Genomic DNA, 24,147 nt, shown 5'->3' with positions numbered 1-24,147 from the left:
GCGGATGTCTCGGCAGGGACGCTCACAAATACGCTTGTGCATCCGCGCGAGGTGTTTGAGCCTGCCATCCGCTGCGGCGCGGCGCACATCATCGCCGCGCACAATCATCCGAGCGGCGATCCCGCGCCGAGCGCGGAGGATCATCGCCTCACGCGCGTGCTGTGTGAGGCGGGGAAGGTGCTCGGCATCCCGGTGACCGATCACGTGATCGTTGCCGGCGACAGCTTTTTCAGCTTTGCAGAGGCCGGAGAATTGTAGAAATACACTTTTTTTTCACAGAGAGAGGATTTTTCGCCCCAATCATCGAAATATACTGATAAACCATGCTTAACAATCCTATAGGAACGAGTGATTAGGAGGGATTATGATGGGCAAGATCAAAAAGATTCTTGTTCCGGTCGATGGTTCCGTCAGCGGCTGCAAGGCGGTTGACGAGGCGATTTTCTTCGCGGAGAAATGCGATGCCGAACTCGACTTCGTCTATGTTGCAAGCAACATCAACAAGGACATCCCGAGCCATATCGTCTTTGACCGCATCTGGGAGAAGCTTTCGGGAGACCGCAAGGCGCGCAAGCATGTCAAGAGCGGCCATATCGCGCGGAGCATCCTCGAGGTGGCAGAGGAGGAGCAGAGCGACATGATCATCATGGGCAGCCGCGGCCTGGGGCTCCTCAAAGGGGTTCTCATCGGCAGCGTCAGTCAGAAGGTGATCGAGAACGCGAAAATCCCTGTCATGGTCGTCAAATAGCCGGGAGGTGGGTGCCTTTGACCGTCCGGGAACGACTTGAGGCGCAGGAGGATGCGCTCCTCTCGCCGCTGGCAGCGCGCAGCGCAGATGCAAAGCGCAGCCATCCGATGGAGGAGTGTCCCTTCCGCACGAAGTTTCAGCGCGACCGTGACCGCATTCTGCACTCCAAATCGTTTCGCCGGCTCAAACACAAGACGCAGGTCTACATCGTTGCGGGCGACCACTATCGGACGCGCATGACGCACACGCTCGAGGTGTCGCAGATCTCGCGCACGATCGCGCGCGGGCTGCGTCTCAACGAGGATCTGACGGAGGCGATCGCCCTCGGACACGATGTCGGGCATACGCCGTTCGGGCATGCAGGCGAGGCCGTGGTGGCGGAGATCACGGGACATTTTGCGCACAACGAGCAGAGCCTGCGCATGGTCGAGATCCTCGAGCGCGGCGGACGCGGGCTGAACCTCACGGGCGCGGTCCGCGACGGCATCCTGAACCACACGGGCAAGGGGATGCCGAGCACGTTTGAGGGGCGGATCGTCCGCATTGCCGACCGCATCGCCTATCTCTGCCACGACTATGACGACAGCCTGCGTGCGGGGCTTCTCGCTCCCGAGGAACTGCCCCGTGAGGTGCGCGATACGTTCGGCATCGATACGTCCGCGATGATCACGCACATGGTGTCGGATATGATCGTCACCTCGGAGGAGCGCGGTGACGCGGCCTTCTCGGAGGAGACGCAGCATGTGATGGACCTGTTCCGCAGCTTTATGTTCGAGCGGATCTATCACTCCAAGACGCTCGCACACGAGCGGGCGCAGGCGGGATTCGTCCTGCGCGCACTCATGGACCATTTCACCGTGTATTTTGACAAGCTCCCGCCCGAGTTTATCGCGCGGGCGGAGCGCTGGGGACGCGAGCAGTGCGTCGTAGACTACGTGGCGGGGCTGACGGACAGCTATGCCGTCGCGCTCTTCCGCGAGATCTACATCCCGCCCGTCGATCAGATGACGATCAAACCAATCTAATAAAGGAGAAACCTATGCGTGACCCGAGGATGGAGGCGTTCGTGCAGCAGGTGCGCGCTCAGACCGACATTCTCGCCGTCGTGCAGGGCTATGTCTCCCTGAAGCGCAAGGGCAACCGCTACTGGGGCTGCTGTCCCTTCCATAACGAAAAGACCGCATCGTTCTCCGTCGTGCCGGCCGAGGGCTTCTTCTACTGCTTCGGCTGCCACGCGGGCGGCGATGCATTTAAATTCATATCGCTCATGGAGCACATCACACCGTTCGAGGCGATCAAACGCCAGGCGGAGCAGCTCGGCATTCCCCTGCCGGAGCGAAAACGCGATGCGCGTGAGGAGGCGCGCCTGCGGGCGCTGGACGATCTGCGGCGCGCGAATGCGCTCGCACGGGATTTTTTCCACAGCTGCCTCACCGTCACGCGCTACGGTGCAGCGGGCAAGGCGTATCTCGCGGGGCGCGGCATCACGGACGAAGCGATCGAGCGCTATCAGCTGGGCTTTGCGCCGGATGCGTGGTCGAAGCTTTCCGATGCGTTCAAAAAACGCGGCATCTCGGAAAAGATTCTCGTCGACGCGGGGCTTGCCGCCGTGCGTGAGCGCGGGGGCGGGGTCTATGACCGCTTCCGCAACCGCGTCATCATTCCCATCGCGGATGAGCGCGGCCGCGTCGTCGGATTCGGCGGACGCGCGCTCGGCGATGCGAAGCCGAAATATCTCAATACGGCGGAGACGCCCGTATTCAACAAGCGAAAGCTCCTCTTCGGCCTTGACCGTGCACATCGCGCCATCGCGCAGGAGGGCTGCGCCATTGTGGTCGAGGGCTATATGGACGCGATCGCTGCATGGGAGGCGGGCGCAGCGAATGTCGTAGCGACGCTCGGCACCTCGTTCACGAGTGACCATGCGGCGCTGCTGCTGCGCCGCGCGCCGCGCATTGTCTTTTGCTATGACAGCGATGCGGCGGGGCAGGAGGCAACCCTGCGCGCGCTCGCTGCGGTACGCGGCCGCACGGCAGAGGTGCGTGTCCTCCTCCTGCCGGACGGCAAGGATCCCGACGAATATGTCCGTACCCATGGCGCGGAGGCATTCCGTGCGCTCGTTGAGACGGCGGTGCCCGCGCCCGAATATCGTCTGCGGCATGTGCGTGCGCATATGGCGGACGGGATTGACGGACGGCGTGCAGCGCTTGCGGAGATGCTGCCCGTGCTCGCGGATCTGGATGAGGTCGCACGCGGCGCTTACATGCGGCGTACGGCGGCGGAGCTGTTCCTCGACGAGGGGGTCGTTGCCGATGCGCTGCGGAGCTACCTGCGGCAGGGAAGGCCCCGGGAGACCTCCGTGCAGACGCCGCAGCGCACGCCGACGCGTCAGCCGGGCGATGTCCTGCGGCGTGCCGGACGTGAGCTGATTGCTGCAGTCTGGCGCGATGCGGATCTTCTCATGAGAATTTTATCCGTCGTTCCGTCAGACGATTTCCCCGACGACTTCCTTGGGGAGATCTTCCGTTCAATGGAGCGCCGCCTGGCACAGGGCGGGGCGCTGGATGCCGATTTCATCGCGGCGCTGCCGGCGGATGCGGGCACGGAGATTTCGCGTGCCCTCGTAGAGGACGGGCGGACGGCGGATTCCTGCCGGGAGGCGCTCGGCACGCTGCGGCGCGCATATTTGACGCAGCAGCTCGCGCGGCACACGCATCGTGCGGAAGAGATGATGCAAGAAGGAAAAGCGGCATACATTGACGAATTAAACCAGGTGAAAAGAATCCAGGATGAACTCACCCATGAAAATCTGTACGAATGATACCGAGGAAACTGTTTGTTGATTGCTTTTATTTTGATATGTGAAACGATAGGCTTTATTTCGATGATTTTAGAGAGCGAAGGGAGGGGGCAGCATGCAGACCGCGGCAGCATTGATTGAACGAGAAGAAGAGCGCGGCACCGAGCACATGGACGAGCTCTTGGAGCGGAGCAAGGCGAACGGCGACACGCTCACCTGCAGCGAGCTGGTCGAAGCGCTGGAGCAGCAGATGATGACCCCCGACGCGATGGACATGCTGTATCAGCGCCTCATCGACGGGAACGTGGAGATTGTAGACGATACAGAGGCCGGAGAGATGATCGGCGAGGAGCCGGCGGACCTCGAAGAAGATCTCGATAAAGACGACGCAGAGCTTGACCTCGAGACGGAGCTCAGTGTTCCGGAGGGTGTCGCCGTCGACGATCCTGTCCGCATGTACCTCAAGGAAATCGGCCGCGTTCCTCTGCTCACGGCGGATGAGGAGATCGAACTCGCGCGGCGTATGGAGGCGGGCGACGAGAGTGCGCGGCATCGCCTTGAGGAGGCGAACCTGCGTCTGGTCGTCAGCATTGCCAAGCGCTACGTCGGGCGCGGCATGCTCTTTCTCGACCTCATCCAGGAGGGGAATCTCGGCCTCTTGAAGGCCGTTGAGAAATTCGATTACAGCAAGGGCTATAAATTCAGCACCTATGCGACATGGTGGATTCGGCAGGCGATTACGCGCGCGATCGCCGATCAGGCGCGCACGATCCGCATTCCCGTCCACATGGTCGAGACCATCAATAAGTACATCCGCATCTCGCGGCAGCTCCTGCAGGACCTCGGACGCGATCCGACCGCCGAGGAGGTCGCAAAGGAGATGGGACTCAGTACGCTGCGCGTGCGCGAGATCATGAAGATCGCGCAGGAGCCGGTGTCGCTCGAGACGCCGATCGGCGAGGAGGAGGACTCCCACCTCGGCGACTTTATCGAGGACGAGGCGGCACTCGATCCTGCGGACGCTGCGTCCGTCATGCTGCTCAAAGAGCAGATCACGGAGGTCCTGCAGACGCTCGCACCGCGCGAGGCGGAGGTTCTGCGTCTGCGTTTCGGCCTGGAGGACGGACGGTCGCGCACGCTCGAGGAGGTCGGGCAGAGTTTCGGCGTGACGCGCGAGCGCATCCGTCAGATCGAGGCGAAGGCGCTGCGCAAGCTCAGGCACCCCGTGCGCCTGCGCAAACTACAGGGGAATTTTGATCTTTAAGGCAGCGATTTGCCTTTCGAATAAACGACAGGAGGACAGCGTTATGGCAGAGGGGACGGAGCAGCAGACGGCGCCGGGCACCGACATCATTGAACGCCTTCTTGCCCAGGGCAAGAAGAACGGCGGCACATTGACCTACGGCGAGCTCATTGACGCCCTGCAAAAACAGGATATGTCCCCCGACGAGATGGACGATATGTACCAGCGCTTCAGCGACGAGGGCGTCGAGATTGTCGACGATGCGGCGACAGCGGGGGAGCCCGCCGAGGAGGAGCCGGCCGAGAAGGAAGAAGAAGTCGAGATCGACCTCTCCGTCCCCGAGGGAGTCTCGCTTGACGACCCTGTCCGCATGTATCTCAAGGAGATCGGCCATGTGCCGCTGCTCACGGCAGAGGAGGAGGTTGCGCTTGCCCAGCGCATGGAGGCGGGCGACGAGGAGGCGCGGCATCGCCTTGAGGAGGCGAACCTGCGCCTGGTCGTCAGCATTGCCAAGCGCTACGTCGGGCGCGGCATGCTCTTTCTCGATCTTATCCAGGAGGGGAATCTCGGCCTCTTGAAGGCCGTTGAGAAATTCGATTACAGCAAGGGCTATAAATTCAGCACCTATGCGACATGGTGGATTCGGCAGGCGATTACGCGCGCGATCGCCGATCAGGCGCGTACGATCCGCATCCCCGTCCACATGGTCGAGACGATCAACAAACTCGTCCGCATCTCGCGGCAGCTCCTGCAGGAACTCGGGCGCGACCCGCACCCCGAGGAGGTCGCGCGGGAGATGGGGATCAGTGTCGCGCGTGTGCATGAGATCATGAAGATCGCGCAGGAGCCGGTGTCGCTCGAGACGCCGATCGGCGAGGAGGAGGACTCCCACCTCGGCGACTTTATCGAGGACGAGGCGGCGCCCGCGCCTGCGGAGGCAGCATCGTTCATGCTCCTGCGCGAGCAGCTCGAGGAGGTGCTCGAGACCCTCACCGACCGCGAGAAGAACGTTCTGCGTCTGCGTTTCGGCCTGGAGGACGGACGGTCGCGGACGCTCGAGGAGGTCGGGCAGAGTTTCGGCGTGACGCGCGAGCGCATCCGCCAGATCGAGGCGAAGGCGCTGCGCAAGCTCAGGCACCCGAGCCGCAGCAAAGTGCTGCGCGATTTCCTTGAGTAAGATTTGCTGACGAAATATGTGAAATATCATATAATGGACATATAAAAAGGCACTGTCGGCAACCGGTCAGCCCCTGATACGACGAAAGAATCCCCGCCGAGGTTTGGACACTGTGCGGCGGGGAATTCGTATTCCTCCATCACGACGAGAATCAACAGGGCTGCATACAGCAGCGCAGGCAGATCATTGAATGTCATGGGGATCGCCCCCTCTCAGGGGCTAAGAATCGACCGCCTGCCGCAGGACAGCGCTTGCCCTGATTACAGCATGTACTTTCATTTTTATGCGAGCAACATTTTTCTTGACATGGGGGCTCATTGCCCTTATAATACGCATGTCTGACACATTCCTCGATAGCTCAGTCGGTAGAGCGTCTGACTGTTAATCAGAATGTCACTGGTTCGAGTCCAGTTCGAGGAGCCATTCGTTTATTCAGGAGTGTAACGGAGAGGTTACACTCCTTTCTTATGTTTAGGGATTCCCTTAGGAAGGGAGGAGCGCACATGCAGCTCGATGCGCGGCTCGCGGCGACGGCGGCGTTCGTTCCGCACGGGACGGTGCTTGCCGATATCGGCGGTGACCATGCCTATCTCGCCGCGACTCTCGTCATGCAGGGCAGTGCGCCGCGTGCCGTCGTCGGTGATCTCAGCGCGGGCGCATGCGCAGCGGCACGGCAGACGATCCGGACGCAGCGGCTCACGCGGCAGATTGATGTGCGCCAGGGCGACGGGCTGTCCGTACTCACGCCGGGCGAGGCAGAGTCCATCGTCATCGCGGGCATGGGCGGCGCGCTCATTGTGCAGATATTGGCAGGCGCTCCTGCCGTTCTCGCAGGGGCGCCGACACTCGTCCTCCAGCCGATGAACGGCGGGGCGAAGCTGCGCCGCTGGCTCTATGCGAACGGCTGGAACATCGTCGACGAAGCACTTGCGCGCGCAGGCGGACGCCTCTATGAGATCATCCGCGCGGAGCACGGCACAGCGGCGATGCCCGATGATGCTCTCCTGCACATCGGGGCGTGCCTCTTTGAAAAGCGTGATCCTCTGATCAGGGAGCACATCGAAGCCAAGGCAGCAAAGCTTACGCGCGCTGCTGAGGGCATGAACGCGAGTACCACGGCACGGCAGAGCGAGGAGTATCGTGAGACGGTATCGCTGCTCACAGCATTGCGGACATTATTGGTGCTGTGCCGCGCGTCCCAGCCAAAGCCTCCCCGGCCGTGACGGGGGGAGCCAATGTACAGATAAAGGAGGTCTCTATGCTCAGCTGTCAGGTCATCATGAATGCCCTTGAGCGCATTGCACCGCGTCATTTGGCAGAGGACTGGGATAACCCGGGCCTCCTCGTTGGGAGCTTCGCGCAAAAGATCGGGCGCATTCTCGTCGCGCTCGATGTGGACGACACTGTCACCCAGGAAGCGATTGAGCGCAAAGCGGACATGATCGTCGCGCATCATCCCGCGATCTTCCGCGGTGTGAAGCAGCTGCGCACCGACCTCCCGCTCGGCCGCCGGCTCGCTGCTCTCCTCACACACGGCATCGCCGTCGCAGCGGCACATACGAACCTCGATGCGGCGCATGGCGGCGTGAACGATGTGCTCGCCGCGCATCTTGGCCTCGAAAAGCTCTCCTCCTTCGTCATCACGAGCCGGGAGGACGGCGTCACCGAGAGCATCGGGCGTGTGGGGACGCTCCCCGCACCGATGACCGTGGAGGACTTTGCCCGCACGGTGAAGGAGCGCCTCGGTGTCACGCATGTGCGCCTTGCCGCAGCTGCCGCGCGTCCCGTGCGGCGCGCGGCCGTCTGCGGGGGAGCGGGCGCGGAGTTTATCGACGACGCCGTACGGCGCGGCGCAGATGTCTATGTCACGGGCGATGTGAAGTACCACGATGCCCAGCGCGCCGTGGAGCAGGGCATGCACATCATCGACGCCGGGCATTTCGGCACGGAGGCGCCCGTTCTGCCTGTTCTTGCCGCGCATCTGCGCGCGGAACTCGCATCGGAGCACGGAGAGATCGAGATTTTTGTCACAAATACGCAGCGCGATGTGTTCGATGTAATATAGAGGAAGCGAAGGAGAAAGAAACTATATGGATCAGAAGCATATCCGCAATTTTTCCATCATCGCCCACATCGACCACGGCAAATCCACCATCGCCGACCGCCTCATCGAGTACACGGGAACGCTCACGGAGCGCGAGATGGAGGCACAGGTGCTCGACAGCATGGATCTCGAACGCGAGCGCGGCATCACGATCAAGGCGCAGACCGTCCGCCTCGACTACCGCGGTGAGGACGGGGAGATGTACGAGCTGAACCTCATTGATACGCCGGGGCACGTCGATTTCAACTACGAAGTCTCGCGCAGCCTTGCCGCGTGCGAGGGCGCCCTCCTCGTCGTGGATGCGGCGCAGGGCGTGGAGGCGCAGACGCTTGCGAACGTCTACCTCGCGCTCGAGCACGACCTTGAGATCGTGCCTGTCATCAACAAGATCGACCTGCCGAGCGCCGAGCCCGACCGCGTAAAGGCGGAGATCGAGGACACGATCGGTCTCGATACGAGCGCCGCCGTGCTCACCTCGGCAAAGACCGGGATCGGCATCAAGGAGGTGCTCGACGCCGTCGTCGCCTATATCCCGCCGCCGGAGGGCAGTGCGGATGCGCCCCTGCGCGCGCTGATCTTTGACTCCTACTTCGACCCGTACAAGGGCGTTATCGCCAACGTCCGCGTGAAAGAGGGCACGATCAAAAAGGGCATGAAGCTGAAGCTCATGGCGACGGGAAAGACCTTCGACGTGACGGACGTCGGGTGCTTTCGCCCGCAGCCTGTCGATACGGGAGCGCTCGGCACGGGCGAGGTCGGCTTTATCGCAGGCGCTTTGAAGGACGTGCGCGATGTCCGCGTCGGCGACACCGTAACCACGGCGGAGCATCCGGCAAAGGAGGCGCTGCCCGGCTACCGCGGCGTCACGCCGATGGTGTTCTGCGGGCTCTACCCCGAGGACAGCAAGGACTACGACAACCTTCGCGAGGCCCTCGAGAAGCTCCAGCTCAACGATGCCGCGCTCGTCTTTGAGCCCGAGACCTCCATCGCGCTCGGCTTCGGCTTCCGCTGCGGCTTCCTCGGCCTCCTCCACATGGATGTCATCCAGGAGCGCCTTGAGCGCGAGTACAACCTCGGACTCATTATGACCGCGCCGTCCGTCGTCTACCACGTCTACCGCACAGATGGGAATATGGTCGAGGTCAGCAACCCCGCCGATCTCCCTCCCCAGACCGAGATCGACCGCATCGAGGAACCGTGCGTCAAGGCGACCGTCATCGTGCCGAAGGACTACGTCGGCGCGGTCATGGAGATCTCGCAGGAAAAGCGCGGCGTCTTCCAGACGATGGACTACCTCGATGCGACGCGCGTCATGGTCGTCTATCACATCCCGCTGAATGAAATCCTCTACGATTACTTCGATCGGCTGAAGTCGGCCACGCGCGGCTATGCCTCCCTCGACTATGAGCTGATCGACTATCAGACGAGCAACCTCGTGAAGCTCGATATCCTCCTCAACGGCGATCCTGTGGACGCACTCTCGACCATCGTCCACCGCGACCGCGCCGTCACGCGCGGCCGTCAGCTCGCAGTGAAGCTCAAGGGCATCATCCCGCAGCAGATGTTCGAGATCCCGATCCAGGCGGCCATCGGGAGCAAGATCATCGCACGCGAGAACGTGCGCGCACGCCGCAAGGACGTGCTCGCGAAATGCTACGGCGGCGACATCACGCGCAAGCGCAAGCTCCTCGAGAAGCAGAAGGAGGGCAAGAAGCGCATGAAGGCAGTCGGCAGCGTGGAGCTCCCGCAGGAGGCGTTTATGGCGGTGCTCAAAATTGACGAGTAAAGCGTGGGGCATCTATGCCCACATTCCCTATTGCGTAAAAAAATGTGCATACTGTGACTTTATCTCCGCGGCGGTCGGAACGAACGAAGCGGAGATGGAGGACTATGCGGCGGCGCTCCGTGCAGAGATCCTGCGCGAAGCGCCGCCGCTTCGCGCGCGCTTTGGCGATGCCGCGACGATCTACATCGGCGGCGGCACACCGACCGTGCTGCCCGCCGCACTCCTCGCGGGGATCATCGAGACGATCCGGGAGGCTGCTGGTACGCCTACCGAATGCACCGTCGAGGCGAACCCCGGCACCGTGGATGAGGATGATCTCACGCAGCTCCGTGCGGCCGGGGCGGACCGTCTCAGCCTCGGCGTGCAGAGCTTTGATGACCGCCTGCTGCGCGTGATCGGACGCATTCACACGGCAGCGGAAGCACGTGCGGCATTTCATGCGGCGCGCGCGGCAGGCTTTCGGAACATCAGCATCGATCTCATGTACGGACTGCCGACGCAGACGCTCGCTGACCTAAAGCACAGCGTCGCTGCGGCGCTGGCTCTCGCCCCCGAGCATATCTCTGTCTACGGGCTCATCGTCGAGGAGGGAACGCCCTTTGCGGCGGCGGAGGCAGCGGGGCGGCTCGCGCTTCCCACCGAGGATGCGGCGGAGGAGATGTACGACTGGCTGATGGGCGAGCTCCCCGCACAGGGCTTTGTGCGCTATGAGATCTCGAACTTTGCGCGGGCGGGCTTTGAGAGCCGGCACAACCTCGGCTACTGGCGCAGCGTGCCCTACCTCGGCGTCGGCGCGGGGGCGCATGGCTATGCGGACGGCGTGCGCTGGGCGAATGAGAGTGATACGCACGCCTATATCTCCGGCATACGCGCGGACATGTCGGTTCGTACGCCCGAGGATGCGGAGCGTACGCGCGCGAACGCGATGGAGGAGTATGCTTTCCTTGCGCTGCGCACGGCGGAGGGAATTGATGAGGAGGACTTTCGCCGCACGTTCGGCGCTGCGATGGACGAGGTTTATGCCGATGTGATCGCGAAATATACCGCGCAGGGACTTCTTCGCCGCTCAGAGAATCATGTCGCCCTCACCGAGGCAGGAATGAAGCTGGGCAATGAAGTTTTCGCGGCATTTTTATTGGAGGAGTGATTCCGTTGGCGACAAATTTGTGCTATGATAGGAACTGTACGAGGCGCCGCACGCTTCCTATTTTTTCACACACAAGGAGAACACGATGAAAACACTGACCATGATCGAGATGCAGGGCTGCCCCTACTGCGCGAACGCCCATCGCGCGATTGATGCGCTGCGCGCCGAGGGCGGGGCCTACGCCGCTGTTCCCGTGGACTTCGTCGATGAGAACAGGGAGACGGAACGCACGCAGCCGTTCGCCGGGAAATATTACTATGTGCCGAGCATCTTCATGGACGGAGAGAAGCTCTACGAGGCTCAGCCGGGGCAAGATTATGATAAAATTTACGCTGAGGTGAAACGCGCCTTTGACACGGCTGGCACGGACGAAACACGATAATTATAAAAAAAATGCAAAAAAAGCATAGGAAAACTTTAAAATAAAACTTGTAAAATTATCTGAAATAAAGCATAATAATCAAAGTGCTATTTTCTCAATTACATAAAGAACCTCATGGATCGCTGCTGCGTATGGGTAGCGCTTTGCAGTGCCGTGAGGGGGAAATCAAAGATGAGGTGAGTTTATGCATCAACCCGTAACCAACAACCCGTTCGTCATCATGTTCATCAACATGGTCATCGTCTTTGGCGTGCTGACCGCGATCTGGGGTCTCATTGAGCTGACCCACAGACTCGATCCGACGAAGAAGAAGGCAGAGCCGCCCGCGGCGAGCCCTTCCGCTCCGACGTCGGCACCGACGGGTCCGGTGAAGTCGGCTTCTACGGGGCTCAGCAGCGAGACGGTTGCCGTGATTGCAGCTGCGGTCACCGCCTGCGGTTACAGTGCCGATCAGATTCACGCGATCCGTCCGGCGGAGCAGCCTGCATGGCGCAACTACGGCCGTGTCAGCGGCATGCGTACATCGCGCTGAGGAGGGAGTGACAGATTATGGATTTTATCAATGCATTTACCGTCTCCCTGCAGGCCGTTGTGGACGGCAGCGGATTCGTGGGAATGACGTCCGGCAACGTCATCATGATCATTGTCGGTCTCGTCCTGCTCTATCTCGCGTTCGCGCGTGACTTCGAGCCGCTGCTCCTCAGCCCGATCGCATTCGGCTGTATCCTGGCGAACATTCCGTTCAACGGCTTTGAGGAGCCGGGCGTCATGTCCGCGATCGGTCTCGGTATCAAGTACGAGATTTTCCCCCCGCTGATCTTTCTCGGCGTCGGTGCAATGACGGACTTCGGTCCGCTGATTGCGCGTCCCTCGGCTCTCCTGATGGGTGCTGCCGCTCAGATCGGCGTGTTCGTCGCTCTCCTCGGCGCGATGCTTCTCGGCTTCAATGCACAGGAGGCAGGCTCCATCGGCATCATCGGCGGTGCGGACGGCCCGACCTCGATCTATCTCGCGACGAAGATGGCACCGCATCTCCTGGGTGCGATCGCCGTTGCGGCATACACCTACATGGCTCTGGTTCCGCTCATTCAGCCGCCGGTCATGAACCTCCTCACCTCCAAGAAGGAGCGCGAGGTTATCATGGAGCAGGCGCGTGAGGTTACCAAGTTCGAGCGCATCGCATTCCCGATCGTCTCGACCATCTTCATCAGCCTTCTCCTCCCGTCCATCACGGCGCTGCTCGGCATGCTCATGCTGGGCAACCTGTTCCGTGAGAGCGGCGTGACGGATCGTCTCTCCGATACGGCGCAGAACGCGCTTATCAACACGGTCACGATCTTCCTCGCACTTGGTACGGGTCTCACGATGAGCGCTGAGAGCTTCCTCGTCACCGAGACGCTCCTCATCATCTGCCTCGGCCTTGTCGCCTTCATCTTCGGCACGGCCGGCGGTGTTGTCCTCGGCAAGATCATGTGCCGCGCGACGGGCTGGAAGATCAACCCGCTCATCGGCTCTGCGGGCGTTTCCGCTGTTCCGATGGCTGCGCGCGTCAGCCAGATCGTCGGCATCAAGGCAAAGCCGGGCAACTACCTCCTCATGCACGCCATGGGGCCGAACGTTGCAGGTGTCATCGGCACTGCCGTTGCGGCAGGCACGATGCTCGCGATGCTCATGTAATCCGACGTATTGCAGCATTTGACAAAATCCTCCTTCCTATGTACTATGAAGGAGGATTTTTTTATGGAATCGCTCTGTTCTTCCACCGGAGCGAGGACGACATCTATTTTAGGAATGGAAGGAAGATTCTATGCGCGGAACATTTTACGGCATCGGCGTCGGACCCGGCGACCCGGAGCTGCTCACGGTCAAGGCGATCAAGGCGATCGAGGCGGCGGACGTGCTCATCGCGCCCAAGACGGAGAAGAAGGACGGCAGCGTTGCGCTCGAGATTGCGCGGCCCCATCTTAAAAAGGATATCGAGATTGTCTACCAGGTATTTCCGATGGTCAAGGACTTTGCAGAGGACACGGGCGCATGGGAAGCGAACAAGGCGGAGATCCTGGCGCTCCTGCATGCAGGGAAGAACGTCGCCTTTCTCACGCTCGGCGACCCCATGTTCTTCAGCACCTATATCTATGTGTTCCGCCTGCTCGAGCATGAGGACGTGGACATCGTTACCGTCCCGGGCGTGCCCGCCTTTGCCGCGATCGGCAGCCAGATCGGCCGTCCCATCGTCGAGGGCAACGATGTGCTCGCCATTATCCCCGCGACGGCGGACAAAGAGCGCCTCGAGGAGATCATGGCGGTTGCGGGCAGCGCTGTCATCATGAAGGTCTACCACAACTCCGCAGAGATCATCGATCTGCTGCGGCGCAACCATATGGCAAAGGATGCCGTGCTCGTCAGCCGTGCGGGACTCGACGGCGAGCGCATTATTTACGATCTCGAGGCGCATGCCGACGAGAAGCTGAACTACCTCTCAACGATTCTCACGCGAAGGAGCTGATCATCATGAAACAGTGGGCTTTGATTCTTTTGGCTGTATCTTCTCTCGTACTCACCGCCTGCGGCGGCGCGCCCGTGGCACAGAACAGTGCGGCGCAGAGCTACGCAACGATCACGGATGACAGCGGGCGCACGGTCACGTTCGACAAGAAGCCTGAGCGCATCGTCGTTACCTCGGCATCCTTTATCGCGCCGCTCTATGCGGTCGGCGGGGAGGTCGTCGGACGCCCCGCGACGAAATCGAAGGTCATCCCCGCGGCGGAGGGGGCGGCGACCATCGGACCCGTGTATCAGATCGACGCGGAGAAAATTCTCGCGCTCTCGCCGGATCTCGTCATCATCAACAAGGGCATGAACGAGAAGCTCATCGAGACGCTCGCCGCGAACAACATCCAGACGCTCGTCATTGAGATGAAGAGCTACGAGGATGTCAAGCGCGAGGTCACGACCTTTGCTGCGCTCACGGGCGAGAAGGCGAAGGGGGAGGAGCTCATCGCGAAGATGGATGCGGACATCGACGCCGTACGCGCCTCGATCCCGCAGGAGAAGAAACGCATCTCCATCATCCACAGCACGGGACAGGGGCTCTCCGTACAGCTCGACGGCAGCATCGCGGGCAGCATTGCAAAGATGCTCGGCTGGGAGAACACCGCGAGCGGCATGCCCGCACTCGACAAGAACCCCGACGCCGCGCCTTACAGCATGGAGACGCTCGTCGCGCAGAACCCCGACATCATCTTCGTCACGAGCATGGGCGAGGAGGCGGAGATCCGCGCCTCAATGGAGGCGATGTTCGCAGGCAGCCCCGCATGGCAGAGTGTCTCTGCGGTCCGTGACGGCCGCGTCTACTATCTGCCGCAGGAACTCTTCCTCTTCAGCCCCGGCATCCAGTACCCCGAAGCTGTGAAGTACATGGCGAGGCTGATCTATCCATGAAGAAAAGAATCGCGCTGCTCGCGCTCTTTGCCGTGCTCGCCGTCTTTGCGATGATCCTCTCTGCCGCCAAGGGCTCTGTTGACATCCCCGTCAGCGAAATCCTGAACATCCTCGGCGGGGCGCGCGACACGGCGCATGCGCAGATCCTCTGGAACATCCGTCTGCCGCGTACGATTGTTGCCGCGCTCGTCGGCATCAATCTCGCGCTTTCGGGTGCAATCCTGCAGGCCATCCTGCGCAATCCGCTCGCAGACCCGCACATCATCGGCATTTCGTCCGGTGCGGGTCTGGCGGGCATTTTTATCATGCTGATGATGCCGGGGGCGGCGTGGCTCATCACGCCTGCGGCGTTCGGCGGCGCGATGCTCGCCGCGCTCCTCATCTATATCCTCGCGTGGCGCGACGGCATCCGGCCGACGCGCATCATCCTCGCGGGCGTTGCGGTGTCGGCGTTCCTCGGCGCGGGCATCTCGGCGATGATGATCCTATACAGCGACCGCGTGCACAGTGCACTCATGTGGATGGTGGGCGGACTCTCGGCGCGCAGCTGGCCCCACGTCGAGATGCTCCTGCCCTATACCGCCGCCGCCGGCCTGCTCGCGCTTCTCGCAGCGCAGCGGCTCAACATCCTGCAGCTCGGTGATGATATGGCGCGCGGCATCGGCCTCGCCGTCGAGCGCACGCGCATCCTGCTCACGGCAGTGGCGGCTCTCCTTGCCGCGAGCGCCGTCTCTGTCGTCGGCCTGCTCGGCTTCGTCGGGCTCATTGTGCCCCATGCCGCGCGGCTCATGATCGGCTCGGACTATCGCCTCCTCCTGCCGGCGGCGGCGCTCCTCGGTATCGCCGTGCTGACGCTCAGCGATACGGCGGCGCGGCTTCTCTTTGCTCCGCTTGAGCTCCCCGTCGGCATCATCATGGCGGTCGTCGGCGCCCCGTTCTTCCTCTATCTCCTTCGGAGGCAGCTGTGAGCGCGGGGATGAGCGCCCGTGATCTGTGCGTTCGGATCGCGGGCAGGGAGATTCTCCACGGACTGAACGCACAGATCACGGCCGGACGGCGTACGGCGATCGTCGGCCCCAACGGTGCGGGCAAGACGACGCTCCTGCGTACGCTCGCCGGACTGAATCGGCGCTATACGGGCGAGATTCTGCTGGACGGGAAAGAACTCGGCAGCTTTTCGGAGAAAGCGCTTGCACGCGTGCGCGCCATCTTGCCGCAGGAGCGTGCAGCGGCGCAGGGGCTTACCGTAGAGCAGCTCGTAACGTACGGGCGCTTTGCGCATGCGGGGCTCTTTCAGACGCGCGCGGGAGCGGAGGACCGCGCGGCCGTCGCGTGGGCGATGGAGACGGCACGCGTCTCCGCCTTTGCAGCGCGCGAGGTGCATACCCTCTCGGGCGGCGAGCGGCAGCGCGTCTTTCTCGCGATGGCACTCAGTCAGCGGCCGCGCCTGCTTCTCCTCGACGAGCCGACCACCTATCTCGATGTCGCCCATCAGCTGCGCGTCATGGAGATCATCACCCGCCTCAACGCCGCACACGGCATGACCATCCTCATGGTGCTCCACGACATGGCGCATGCCATGCAGTACGCCGACGACATCATCCTGATGCAGAGCGGACGCATCGCCGCGACGGGGACGCCGCGCGAGGTTCTCACCGAGCAGCGCATCGCCGAGGTCTTCGGCGTTGCGGTCGAAATCTTTACCAACAGCCGCGGCATCCGCGTTCCGTCGCCGGTCGCACTGGTGGGAGAGTAGGGCAGAAGGAATTGTTGTCAGACAAAAGATAAATCTAAAATTATAACCTGGTATAAAAATTTAATCTCATTCTCTTTGCAATTCTGTTTCGTGCGTGCTATGATGAAGTCGTTCCAAGGGAAGAGCACAGATTGCGAAAAGGAAACATGGACACTTCAGCAATGGCTCGCTCCTTTGGAAATCAGATGTAATCTGTTTTTACAGAAGGAGGAGATTCTCATGAAGAAGACTCTCGTATCCGCACTTGCAACGGCTCTCGTTGTCGGTGCAGCAAGCACAACGTTCGCAGCAGCGAACCCGTTCTCTGATGTGCCCCGTGATCACTGGGCATACGACGCTGTAACCCAGCTCGCCTCGGATGGTGTCATCGAGGGCTACGGCGACGGCACGTTCCGCGGCGACCGCAACATCACGCGCTATGAGATGGCGCAGATGGTTGCAAAGGCAATGGCAAAGGGCGACATGTCCGCATCGGACCGCGCACTTGTTGATCGCCTCGCTGCTGAGTTCGCAGATGAGCTCAACAACCTCGGCGTGCGCGTCTCGAACCTCGAGCGCAATGCCGACATGGTGAAGTGGAACGGCAAACTCCGTTACACCTACACGAGCGACCGCAAGGAAGGCGAGCGCCGCGAGAACGGCAACGAGCTCCTGTTCCGCCTCGAGCCGACGGCTGAGGTCAACGATCACTGGCACGTCAAGGCGCGTCTCGATGCGAAGACCAACATGAAGGATGACGACAGCGACAACGTCTCCCTCAAGCGCGCATACGCGCAGGGCGACTACAACAACTTCCAGGTCAAGCTTGGTAAGATAGGCCTCACCTCCGCGGAAGGCTATGCAGCTCCGGGCGCGATCGTCTTCGACCGCCAGTTCTCGGGTGCTGAGGCTACCTTCGGCAAGGACCTCCAGCTCAAGCTCCAGGGCGGCCGCATGGATCTGAAGGGGTCCTTCGACAGCAAGGCAAACAATCGCTTTGCGATCGGCGCAAATGCTGACCGTGCGAACTACCAGGGCGCTGAGCTCCAGTACGACAAGAACAACTTCGTTGCAGGCGTCGGCTACTACCGTCTCGGCTCCAATGCACTCAGCAGCAACAACGGCCTTCTCAAGAACAACAAGGACCGGATGAACATCTGGAGCGCCAACCTCGGCTATCGCTTCGGCAACGGCATGCTCTCGGGTGCCTATGCGACCAGCTCGGATGTCGCGCAGAGCAATCTGAAGAAGTCCTACCAGATCGCCTACCAGTACAAGGGTGCAGAGCCGATGGACAAGGGCTCGTGGGGCGCATATGCCGCATACCGTTACCTCGGCGCACCTTCGGTGGCAGCTACGGAGGACGGTGCGATGTTCGGCTCGAAGGGTATTGAGGTCGGAACGAACTACACACTGTTCCAGAACGTCGTCCTCTCCGCGAAGTACTTCAACGGAAAGACGATCGAGCATCAGAACAACGACAAGGTTTCGAAGCTCTTCGGCCGTGTCGAGTTCATGTTCTAAGACACACAGTCACACACTGCGGCACCTGCCGCATAGGGAAATCCCCCTCCGCACGGAGGGGGATTTTTGTTGCCCTGTTCCCGGATGCATTCTTTGCGGGAGCCCTTTGTGGAGAGAAAATACAGACAGATGATTAAATAAAAATGAATTTTCTCCTCGAAACTATAAGCAGGTATAAAATTTTCTTAATAAGACTTGTTTTATCATTCTAATCATGTTATGATGAGACCGTTCCAGGGGAAGAGCACAGATTGCGAAAAGGAAACATGGACACTTCGGCAATGGCTCGCTCCTTTGGAAATCAGATGTAATCTGTTTTTACAGAAGGAGGAGTTTCTCATGAAGAAGACTCTCGTATCCGCACTTGCAACGGCTCTCGTTGTCGGTGCAGCAAGCACAACGTTCGCAGCAGCGAACCCGTTCTCTGATGTGCCCCGTGATCACTGGGCATACGACGCTGTAACCCAGCTCGCCTCGGACGGCGTCATCGAGGGCTACGGCGACGGCACGTTCCGCGGCGACCGCAATATCACGCGCTATGAGATGGCGCAGATGGTCGCAAAGGCAATGGCAAAGGGCGACATGTCCGCATCGGACCGCGCACTCGTTGACCGCCTCGCTGCTGAGTTCGCGGATGAGCTCAACAACCTCGGCGTGCGCGTCTCGAACCTCGAGCGCAATGCCGACATGGTGAAGTGGAACGGCAAACTCGAGTACACGTATTCGAGTCAGCGCAAGGAAGGTGAGCGCCGCGACAATGCCGATGTTCTTCGTTTCCGCCTCGAGCCGAGCGCTGAGGTCAACGATCACTGGCATGTCAATGCACGCCTGGATGCTATCACGTACATGAAGAGCGATGCCGGCGATGACAACAGCGACAAGGTCGAGCTCAAGCGTGCATACGCACAGGGTGACTACAACAACTTCCAGGTCAAGCTTGGTAAGATGGAGCTCTACTCTGCTGAGGGCTATTCCGCACCGGGTGCGATCGTATTTGATGACGAGTTCTCGGGCGCCGAGGTTACCTTCGGCAAGGATCTCTCGGTGAAACTCCAGGCTGGTCGTTTCAACCTTGAGGATACGTTTGCCAGCAAGGCACATGATTACGGCTTTAGTGGCTACACGAGAGAAGATACCGCGAACTATCAGGGTATCGAGCTCCAGTATGACAAGAACAACTTCGTCGCGGGCGCTGCATACTATCGCCTGAACTCGGACAGCTTCAGAGTCATTGCAAAGAACAGCAAGGACAAGATGAACATTTGGAGCGCTAACCTCGGCTATCGCTTCGACAAGAACGCTCTTGTGTACGGTGCTTATGCGCACAACAACGATATCCAGGACAACAAGTTCAAGAAGTCCTATCAGTTCGGCCTTGACTACAAGGGCGCAGAGCCGATGGATAAGGGCTCGTGGGGCGCATACGTTGCTTATCGTCACCTCGGTGCTTCGTCTGTTCTTGGAACGCAGGACGGTGCGATGTTCGGCTCGAAGGGTATTGAGGTCGGAACGAACTACACACTGTTCAAGAATGTGGTTCTCTCCGCGAAGTACTTCAACGGCAAGACCATTCAGTCGCAGAACAATGACAAAGTTCAGCAGCTCTTCGGCCGCGTTGAGTTCTTCTTCTAAGAGACAAACGCTGCAAACTGCGGCACTTGCCGCATAGGGAAATCCCCCTCCGTACGGAGGGGGATTTTTTGTGATGATATTTTTGTTTGTTTTATACTAAAAAAACTTTTTTAGCTCCTCTTGATTTTCTTTATAGAACGACTCCAGCCACTCCATGCCGTAGGCATAACTAAAGCCTTCAAGCAGCATCGAGAAATCAATTTGGGCAAAGCCCTCTTCTTTTAGCCGGTCAAAGAGCAGAAACGGAGAGGTAAAATGTTTATACCGAATAATCATTCCAATATCCTTTAGGTCTTGTTCTCTGCCGCTTTCCAGCTTCATCCCCAAGATGTATTCGATCGGTGCAGCGAGTACGGTCAGATTGCTGAGTTGATACAATACCTCACAGATGTTCTCGGGCGGTTGGAGGTTCATATTGGCCACACTGTTGTTCAGCCAGAGCTCATCTGTATTAATGGCGTATTTTGCTCCGACTTCAGCGATGAGTTCTCTTGTCTTTTGCGTTTCTTTGTAAAATGCATCAATATCCTGTGTTGCACGCAGTCCATGGTGCTCCAGGACAAAGCCGCCGACACAAATAACGGATAAGGTCATTTGGTTCTCGGCGAGCAAACGATTCAGCTCTTCAAAAGCTGTTTTTGCATTATCCATCGCGGTATTTCTCCATCAGAGCGCGGATATTTGTGAGCTTTGCAGGGCGATTTAACGACATTACATAGTCATGGGTAGGGGAACCCTTTTGCATGGCATATTTTAGTGAGACTTTCTGAAAGTTGCTCAGATTTTTTGACTGCAGGAGCCGACTGAGGTCCTCTGCGGTTAGTTTGCTACCATTTTCAAAAATGACCTTTCGAAGATAGCGGAACCAGTGACTGCCGTTGTACTTTGAGTGGTCGGCCGCTCTAATCATATAGGTATACCAATCCATATGCGCCTCCGTATAAGAGTTTCTATGCAAAAGGAGCTGTTTATCACAGCTCCTTTTTTGTCTGTTATTTTATGCGTACATGTCGATGCTGCTGCCGCGGTTCGGGTCGACGCTTGCGGTCGAGTCCTCGATGAGCTCGAGCGCCTCTTTGCCGGAGTCCATCGCCATCTTTGCAGCGGCGATGCCGAGGCCCTGTGCTGTCTGCTGCTGGTGCATGCTGACCGACAGCTGTGCGATATCCATTGTGAGATCCATTTCTCTCTCCTTATACGTAGATGCTGAAGAGATTCAGCATGTTGGAATAGCGCGACATGGTCGGAAGCGATCTGCCGTTCAGAAGATTGTCCGCATAGCGCAGCTGTCCGCCGACGGCTTGCTCCATGGTCGGGAGGACGCGGCTGCGCGAGAGCTGCGCCATCTGTGCATGACGGTCGGCGCGCCCGGCGAGTCCGTCCCTGCCGAGGATTGCCTCGGAGCGTGCAGGCGAATCCGTAAGCGCACGGGCAAGCGTGTTTTCGTTGAGTTTCATCTTGCCGGTGGCGGCATCGACGGTAATGCCCATCTGCTGATAGGAATCTGCTCGGTAGGTGGTGTCGGAGAACTCCGACGCGAGCTGGCGCACGCCCTTGCCGAGGCTCTTGTTGTCGGCGAGAAAGTCTGCCGTCTCGTTGTATTTGCTCACGAGATCCTTGACGCTGCCGATCGCGGCCTTGAGCTGGTCGCTGTACGTTGTGGAGCCGTCGGCATTGGTTTTGATGTCGGCGCTGCTGAACTGATAGTTCATAGAGCTGACCTTGCCGGCGGACGCGCGCAGATCCTTCATATTGCTGTCGTACTCGGTGTAGAATCTGCGGCTGGTCTCAGCGTAGGACGAGCGCAGCTTTGCCGCCTGATTCGCAATGGACAGGATGGAGTCCAGCTCCCTTGCGCTGGACTCGGATGCTCTGTTGTACTGCGCAGAAAAGAGGCTGCCCGCGCCTCCCCGCGAACGCTGCGTATTGCCGCCGAAGAGCGCCGCTGTCGCATCCGTACGCGAATTGCCCGCGTAGAGCGCCGTGTAGATGCTGCGCGCTGCTCCGGTCATCTGTGTAATGGTTGCCATGAATACTCCCCCCTCCATGGTACATGGCATAACATTCCTATGCTTATTATATCGTGTTTTATGGAAATGTCATCAGTTTTGGGAGAAAAATTTATTGCCCGGCCTTTGATTTGTGATACAATAAGAAAATATTTGGAGAGGAGGTGCGGCTTGAGGGCTGCATTCATGACGCTCGGCTGCAAGGTGAATCAGTTCGAGACGGAGACGATGGAGGGACTGTTCCGCGCGCGCGGCTATGAGATCGTGCCGTTCGAGGAGGCGGCGGAGGTCTACGTCATCAATACGTGCTCGGTGACGCATCTGAGCGATCGAAAGTCGCGTCAGCTGATCCGCCGCGCGGCACGCACGAACCCCGACGCCTGCATTGCGGTTGCGGGCTGCTATGCGCAGGTCGCGCCGGAGGAGATCCGTGCGCTCGCGGGCGTGCGCGTGGTGATCGGGACGAAGGAGCGCGCGCAGATCGTCGACTATGTGGAGGCGGCGCTGCAGAAGAACGCGGGCGTGATCGGCGCGATCACGGACATCATGCAGGCGCGCGTATTCGAGGATATCCCGCTCCGCTCGATGCCGCACCGTACGCGTGCGTTCCTGAAGATCGAGGACGGCTGTCAAAATTTCTGCACGTTCTGCATCATTCCCTATGCGCGCGGCCCGGTGAAGTCGCGCGAACTCTCCGCTGTGGCGCGCGAGATGCATCTGCTCACGGAGGCGGGCTTTCACGAGGTGGTGCTGACGGGGATTCATCTCGGCGCGTACGGCATTGATCTCGCAGCCCGGCCGACGCTCGCAGACGCGTGCCGCACGGCACTCGGAGAGGCGAAGCTGCGGCGCCTGCGCCTCGGCTCGCTGGAGTCGGTGGAACTCTCGGCGGATCTTCTGGAGCTCATACGGACGGAGCCGCGCTTTGCGGCGCATCTGCATCTGCCGCTGCAGGCAGGCAGCGATGCGGTGCTGCGTGCGATGAACCGCCACTACGATACGGCGGCGTTCGCGCAGCTGATCGCGGATGTGCGGCGCGCGGTGCCCGGCGTTGCGGTCTCGACGGACATCATTGTCGGTTTTCCGGGGGAGACGGAGGAGGATTTTGCCGCGGGCATGGATTTTGTGCGCGCGATGGGGTTTGCACGGATGCATGTCTTCCCGTATTCGCCGCGGAGGGGCACGCCGGCGGCGCAGCGCGCGGACCAGGTGCCGCCCGCCGTCCGTAAGGAACGCGCGGCACGGATGCAGGCGCTCGCGGAGGAGCTGGCGCAGGACTATCATCGCGCGGCACTCGGCTCCGTGACGGAGGTGCTGTTCGAGACGGCGGAGGATGGCGTGACGAACGGGCTGACGGAGACCTATATCCGTGTCTATACGGATGCGCCCGTCGCACGCGGCGCGCTCGTGCCGATGCGGCTCGTGCGGCTCTACCGCGACGGCGTATGGGGTACGCCTGTTTCGAAAGAAAATCCTTGACAGTCCTCGTCAAAGATGCTATTATAGTCACCGTCGCAAGACACGTGACTCAGTAGCTCAGTTGGATTAGAGTATTTGACTACGAATCAAAGGGTCGGGGGTTCGAGTCCCTCCTGGGTCACCATAATATCGACAGCAGAACGCCGGTGCGTGCCGGCGTTTTTTTGTTGTTCTCAATGAGGTCGTTGAGAATGAAAATATGAACGGCGTTCATTTTCTCTTTTCAAACATGGAATTATTCGCTATAATAGAGGTGCAGGATTTAGACAGGAAGGATGAGTTTCTTTTGGAAGAGAAAATGGGACGCCGGGAGCGCAAAAAGATGCAGTCGCGCCGGGCGATTCTGGAGGCGGCGATCAGCGAGTTCTCGAAAAAGGGGTATAAGGAGACGTCCGTCGCGGATATCATGAGCGCGGCGGATTTCGGCATCGGAACGTTCTACAATTATTTCAGCTCGAAGGAGGAGCTCCTGTTCTCGCTCCTCAGCAGGCTCGGCGAGACGATTCGCATGGCACTCACGGAGGCACGTGCGGCGGAGCGGACATCGCTTGAGCTGCTCGAGGTCGGCGCGCGCGTGACGGCGAAGTTCCTCGATGAGAACCGCTTCGTTATGCCGCTCTTTCTCTCGGCGTCACAGCATACGGCGCCGCATACGGCAGAGGATGAGCGTGACGGGAAGCCGCAGAGCAGCCGCATGACGCCGCAGATCAAGCAGGTCTTTACCGAGATCATCCGGGAGGGGCAGGAGGCAGGCGAGATCCGCAGCGACGTTCCGGTCGGTCTGATCGCGGAGATGTTCCACTCGCTGTACCAGGCGGCGGCGTTCAGCCACCTCGACCTCACGTTCCAGGAGAATATCGCGCTCAAGACGCGCCTGCTTCTCGACGGGATCCGCAAGCGCAATGAAGAGCTGCAGCTCGGATAACGAAAGGCTTTGTGT

26 protein-coding genes and 2 tRNA genes are annotated in these 24,147 nt (G+C 60.0%); 23 read left to right on the top strand and 5 right to left on the bottom strand.

Features of this window, described 5'->3' with window-relative positions; genetic code table 11:
- The 6 genes from HMPREF7545_RS06750 to rpoD (HMPREF7545_RS06725) form a co-directional block, all read left to right on the top strand.
- Nucleotides 1-258 (top strand): JAB domain-containing protein (locus HMPREF7545_RS06750; RefSeq protein WP_006694961.1); only part of this gene is annotated, 258 nt, incomplete at its 5' end.
- Between the two features lie 106 nt (nucleotides 259-364).
- The gene (locus tag HMPREF7545_RS06745; RefSeq protein WP_006694960.1) at nucleotides 365-748 is read left to right on the top strand and encodes a universal stress protein; all 384 of its coding nucleotides are present in this window, start codon (nucleotides 365-367) and stop codon (nucleotides 746-748) included.
- Between the two features lie 17 nt (nucleotides 749-765).
- A complete protein-coding gene (locus HMPREF7545_RS06740; RefSeq protein ID WP_040571257.1) occupies nucleotides 766-1,773 on the top strand; it encodes a deoxyguanosinetriphosphate triphosphohydrolase in 1,008 nt (335 codons plus the stop codon).
- Nucleotides 1,774-1,787: 14 nt separating this feature from the next.
- A complete protein-coding gene (dnaG, locus tag HMPREF7545_RS06735) occupies nucleotides 1,788-3,569 on the top strand; it encodes a DNA primase (protein WP_006694957.1) in 1,782 nt (593 codons plus the stop codon).
- Nucleotides 3,570-3,663: 94 nt separating this feature from the next.
- Nucleotides 3,664-4,812, top strand: coding sequence for an RNA polymerase sigma factor RpoD (gene rpoD / locus HMPREF7545_RS06730; RefSeq protein WP_006694956.1), 1,149 nt, complete (start codon nucleotides 3,664-3,666; stop codon nucleotides 4,810-4,812).
- 43 nt (nucleotides 4,813-4,855) lie between these two features.
- A complete protein-coding gene (rpoD, locus tag HMPREF7545_RS06725) occupies nucleotides 4,856-5,968 on the top strand; it encodes an RNA polymerase sigma factor RpoD (RefSeq protein WP_006694955.1) in 1,113 nt (370 codons plus the stop codon).
- Between the two features lie 26 nt (nucleotides 5,969-5,994).
- Here the strand turns inward: rpoD (HMPREF7545_RS06725) and HMPREF7545_RS10155 are convergent, their stop codons facing one another.
- Nucleotides 5,995-6,165, bottom strand: a complete 171-nt coding sequence (locus HMPREF7545_RS10155; protein WP_006694954.1) for a hypothetical protein — start codon at nucleotides 6,163-6,165, stop codon at nucleotides 5,995-5,997.
- 150 nt (nucleotides 6,166-6,315) lie between these two features.
- Here HMPREF7545_RS10155 and HMPREF7545_RS06720 point away from each other — a divergent pair.
- The 14 genes from HMPREF7545_RS06720 (at nucleotide 6,316) to HMPREF7545_RS06655 (ending at nucleotide 19,719) form a co-directional block, all read left to right on the top strand.
- Nucleotides 6,316-6,391, top strand: a tRNA-Asn gene (locus HMPREF7545_RS06720).
- Between the two features lie 80 nt (nucleotides 6,392-6,471).
- Nucleotides 6,472-7,191 (top strand): tRNA (adenine(22)-N(1))-methyltransferase, encoded by a 720-nt coding sequence (locus HMPREF7545_RS06715; RefSeq protein ID WP_040571256.1) that lies wholly within the window; start codon nucleotides 6,472-6,474, stop codon nucleotides 7,189-7,191.
- A 35-nt stretch (nucleotides 7,192-7,226) separates the two neighbouring features.
- Nucleotides 7,227-8,033: a Nif3-like dinuclear metal center hexameric protein gene (locus HMPREF7545_RS06710; RefSeq protein WP_040571255.1), complete on the top strand. Its 807-nt coding sequence runs from the start codon at nucleotides 7,227-7,229 to the stop codon at nucleotides 8,031-8,033.
- Nucleotides 8,034-8,058: 25 nt separating this feature from the next.
- Nucleotides 8,059-9,858, top strand: a complete 1,800-nt coding sequence (lepA, locus tag HMPREF7545_RS06705; protein WP_006694950.1) for a translation elongation factor 4 — start codon at nucleotides 8,059-8,061, stop codon at nucleotides 9,856-9,858.
- Nucleotides 9,848-11,005, top strand: a complete 1,158-nt coding sequence (gene hemW, locus HMPREF7545_RS06700; protein ID WP_006694949.1) for a radical SAM family heme chaperone HemW — start codon at nucleotides 9,848-9,850, stop codon at nucleotides 11,003-11,005. Before lepA ends, hemW begins: the two co-directional genes overlap by 11 nt.
- A gap of 85 nt (nucleotides 11,006-11,090) precedes the next feature.
- A complete protein-coding gene (locus tag HMPREF7545_RS06695) occupies nucleotides 11,091-11,387 on the top strand; it encodes a glutathione S-transferase N-terminal domain-containing protein (protein ID WP_006694948.1) in 297 nt (98 codons plus the stop codon).
- Between the two features lie 184 nt (nucleotides 11,388-11,571).
- On the top strand, nucleotides 11,572-11,919 hold the full coding sequence (locus HMPREF7545_RS06690; protein ID WP_006694947.1) for an OadG family protein: 348 nt from the start codon (nucleotides 11,572-11,574) through the stop codon (nucleotides 11,917-11,919).
- A gap of 17 nt (nucleotides 11,920-11,936) precedes the next feature.
- Nucleotides 11,937-13,064, top strand: coding sequence for a sodium ion-translocating decarboxylase subunit beta (locus HMPREF7545_RS06685; protein WP_006694946.1), 1,128 nt, complete (start codon nucleotides 11,937-11,939; stop codon nucleotides 13,062-13,064).
- Nucleotides 13,065-13,194: 130 nt separating this feature from the next.
- The gene (cobI, locus tag HMPREF7545_RS06680) at nucleotides 13,195-13,893 is read left to right on the top strand and encodes a precorrin-2 C(20)-methyltransferase (RefSeq protein ID WP_006694945.1); all 699 of its coding nucleotides are present in this window, start codon (nucleotides 13,195-13,197) and stop codon (nucleotides 13,891-13,893) included.
- Nucleotides 13,894-13,898: 5 nt separating this feature from the next.
- The gene (locus HMPREF7545_RS06675; protein ID WP_006694944.1) at nucleotides 13,899-14,828 is read left to right on the top strand and encodes an ABC transporter substrate-binding protein; all 930 of its coding nucleotides are present in this window, start codon (nucleotides 13,899-13,901) and stop codon (nucleotides 14,826-14,828) included.
- Nucleotides 14,825-15,796 carry a FecCD family ABC transporter permease gene (locus HMPREF7545_RS06670; RefSeq protein ID WP_006694943.1) on the top strand — a complete coding sequence of 324 codons (972 nt, stop codon included), beginning with the start codon at nucleotides 14,825-14,827 and terminating at the stop codon, nucleotides 15,794-15,796. Before HMPREF7545_RS06675 ends, HMPREF7545_RS06670 begins: the two co-directional genes overlap by 4 nt.
- A complete protein-coding gene (locus HMPREF7545_RS06665) occupies nucleotides 15,793-16,584 on the top strand; it encodes an ABC transporter ATP-binding protein (protein ID WP_006695999.1) in 792 nt (263 codons plus the stop codon). Before HMPREF7545_RS06670 ends, HMPREF7545_RS06665 begins: the two co-directional genes overlap by 4 nt.
- A gap of 219 nt (nucleotides 16,585-16,803) precedes the next feature.
- Entirely contained in the window at nucleotides 16,804-18,087 is a 1,284-nt protein-coding gene (locus HMPREF7545_RS06660) for an S-layer homology domain-containing protein (RefSeq protein WP_006695998.1), read from the top strand.
- 339 nt (nucleotides 18,088-18,426) lie between these two features.
- On the top strand, nucleotides 18,427-19,719 hold the full coding sequence (locus HMPREF7545_RS06655; protein WP_040571254.1) for an S-layer homology domain-containing protein: 1,293 nt from the start codon (nucleotides 18,427-18,429) through the stop codon (nucleotides 19,717-19,719).
- A gap of 96 nt (nucleotides 19,720-19,815) precedes the next feature.
- On the opposite strand, the gene HMPREF7545_RS06650 is transcribed toward HMPREF7545_RS06655, so the two are convergent.
- From HMPREF7545_RS06650 to HMPREF7545_RS06635, 4 genes are all read right to left on the bottom strand, one after another.
- The gene (locus HMPREF7545_RS06650; protein ID WP_006694938.1) at nucleotides 19,816-20,370 is read right to left on the bottom strand and encodes a DUF6036 family nucleotidyltransferase; all 555 of its coding nucleotides are present in this window, start codon (nucleotides 20,368-20,370) and stop codon (nucleotides 19,816-19,818) included.
- Nucleotides 20,363-20,647 (bottom strand): hypothetical protein, encoded by a 285-nt coding sequence (locus tag HMPREF7545_RS06645; RefSeq protein WP_006694937.1) that lies wholly within the window; start codon nucleotides 20,645-20,647, stop codon nucleotides 20,363-20,365. The genes HMPREF7545_RS06650 and HMPREF7545_RS06645 overlap by 8 nt, the downstream gene beginning before the upstream one ends.
- A gap of 69 nt (nucleotides 20,648-20,716) precedes the next feature.
- Nucleotides 20,717-20,902, bottom strand: coding sequence for a YjfB family protein (locus HMPREF7545_RS06640; protein WP_006694936.1), 186 nt, complete (start codon nucleotides 20,900-20,902; stop codon nucleotides 20,717-20,719).
- A 10-nt stretch (nucleotides 20,903-20,912) separates the two neighbouring features.
- Complete coding sequence (locus HMPREF7545_RS06635) at nucleotides 20,913-21,749, bottom strand: hypothetical protein (protein ID WP_040571253.1); 837 nt, start codon at nucleotides 21,747-21,749, stop codon at nucleotides 20,913-20,915.
- Nucleotides 21,750-21,899: 150 nt separating this feature from the next.
- Here HMPREF7545_RS06635 and mtaB point away from each other — a divergent pair, with 150 nt between their 5' ends.
- The 3 genes from mtaB (at nucleotide 21,900) to HMPREF7545_RS06620 (ending at nucleotide 24,132) form a co-directional block, all read left to right on the top strand.
- Nucleotides 21,900-23,207: a tRNA (N(6)-L-threonylcarbamoyladenosine(37)-C(2))-methylthiotransferase MtaB gene (mtaB, locus tag HMPREF7545_RS06630; RefSeq protein ID WP_040571252.1), complete on the top strand. Its 1,308-nt coding sequence runs from the start codon at nucleotides 21,900-21,902 to the stop codon at nucleotides 23,205-23,207.
- Between the two features lie 46 nt (nucleotides 23,208-23,253).
- Nucleotides 23,254-23,331 (top strand) — tRNA-Arg (locus HMPREF7545_RS06625).
- 174 nt (nucleotides 23,332-23,505) lie between these two features.
- Nucleotides 23,506-24,132: a TetR/AcrR family transcriptional regulator gene (locus HMPREF7545_RS06620; protein WP_040571278.1), complete on the top strand. Its 627-nt coding sequence runs from the start codon at nucleotides 23,506-23,508 to the stop codon at nucleotides 24,130-24,132.
- The last annotated feature ends 15 nt before the right edge of the window (nucleotides 24,133-24,147 follow it).

It is taken from the genome of Centipeda noxia ATCC 43541, from assembly GCF_000160555.1.
Classification (GTDB): domain Bacteria; phylum Bacillota; class Negativicutes; order Selenomonadales; family Selenomonadaceae; genus Centipeda; species Centipeda noxia.
This window is presented reverse-complemented; position numbering and strand designations above follow the sequence as displayed.